2 protein-coding genes are annotated in these 1,286 nt (G+C 74.3%); both read left to right on the top strand.

The window, feature by feature from the left end; translation table 11 throughout:
• Positions 1-684: hypothetical protein (locus MXD58_RS27805; protein ID WP_250611129.1), on the top strand; the 684-nt coding region annotated here is incomplete at its 5' end.
• Positions 684-1,286: hypothetical protein (locus MXD58_RS27800; RefSeq protein WP_250611127.1), on the top strand; the 603-nt coding region annotated here is incomplete at its 3' end. The genes MXD58_RS27805 and MXD58_RS27800, both read left to right, overlap by 1 nt.

The following is a 1,286-nucleotide window of genomic DNA, read 5'->3' as shown; positions in this document are numbered from 1 at the left end:
CGGGCGGGCCGCGGCGTCCTGCTGTGCTCCGGTGCCGTCATCGGCACGGCGCTGGTGCTGTTCCTGCAGACCTACGGCGGCGAGGGGCGGCTGCGGGTCTACCTGTTCACGCTGCCGTGGTGCGTCATCCTCGTCGCCGCCGCGCTGCTCGGTGAGGGTCGCCCCGGCCGCGGGCGGATCGCGCTCGCACTCGTCACCCTGATGTCGACCCTCGGCCTGTGGATGTGCGCGTTCTACATCCCGTTCGACGCCGACAACATGACCCGCGGCGACGTGGACTCCGCCGCGTGGATCTACGACCACGGCGACCCGCGGATCCCGGTGATGCTCGGCGACAGCGACTGGCCCGGCAACTACGGGCCCCGTTACGCCGAGTTCACCCGCACGCCGCAGCCGTCGTACACGCTGTTCGAGGACCCCGTGTTCCGCGGCACCGCCCTCGGGCGCTCGCCCACGGTGGAGACCGCGGGCGTGATCGAGACGATGGGCCGCTACGGCCCGCGTGGCTACCTCGTGTTCTCCAGCAGCCAGGTCGCCTACGCGCATTCCTTCGGCCTGGTGCCCGACGGCGCGTTCGACCGCGTCGAGCGGCTGGTCCGGGCGGACCGGCACTTCGCCGTCGTCCACACCAACCAGGACGCCACGATCTACCTGTTCACCCGCGACGTGAGGAGTCCGACGTGATGACGAGCCCGGTCACGGTGCGCCCTGCGCTGTCCCTGCCGGTCCGACCCATCGCCCTCGGCGACCGGGTCTGGCGGCGCACGCACGTCGTCGGCGTCATCGGCCCGATCGAGGTGCCCTCGCCCGAGCAGATGCGCGACGTCCTGTTCCGGCTCGCGGCGGTCGCGCCGGGCAGCCGGCTGCTGTGCACGCTGGAAGGCAACCGGAGCCGGTGGCGCCGCGTCCCCGGCCCGCGCCTCGCCGAGCACATCGGCCGGATGGTGCGCACCCTGCCCGGCCCGGTCAGCGGCCCCGAGGACGCCTCTGACCTGGCCGAGCACGCGCTGCGCACGCTCGCCGCGGACCTGCCGCTGCGGATCTCGCTCGGCCGTGAGCACGCCGTGTTCGAGATGAGCCACCTGGTCGGCGACGGGCAGCAGCTCGATCCGATCTGGGCGGAGCTGCTGCTGCGGGCCGCCGACGGGGGCGTGCCCGTCTGGGCCGGTGACACCGGCCCGCGCCTGGCGCTGCCGCGGGCGGTCGCGGCCACCTTCGGTCGTGACCCGGGCCGGCTGGCCCGCGTCGTACGCGGCCCGCAACGCCCGTCGGAGGCACCGCCGGCC

The organism is Frankia sp. AgKG'84/4 (assembly GCF_023242965.2).
Classification (GTDB): Bacteria; Actinomycetota; Actinomycetes; order Frankiales; family Frankiaceae; genus Frankia.
Note: the sequence above shows the minus strand (reverse complement) of the source record. Positions and strands in the feature narration are given on the sequence as shown.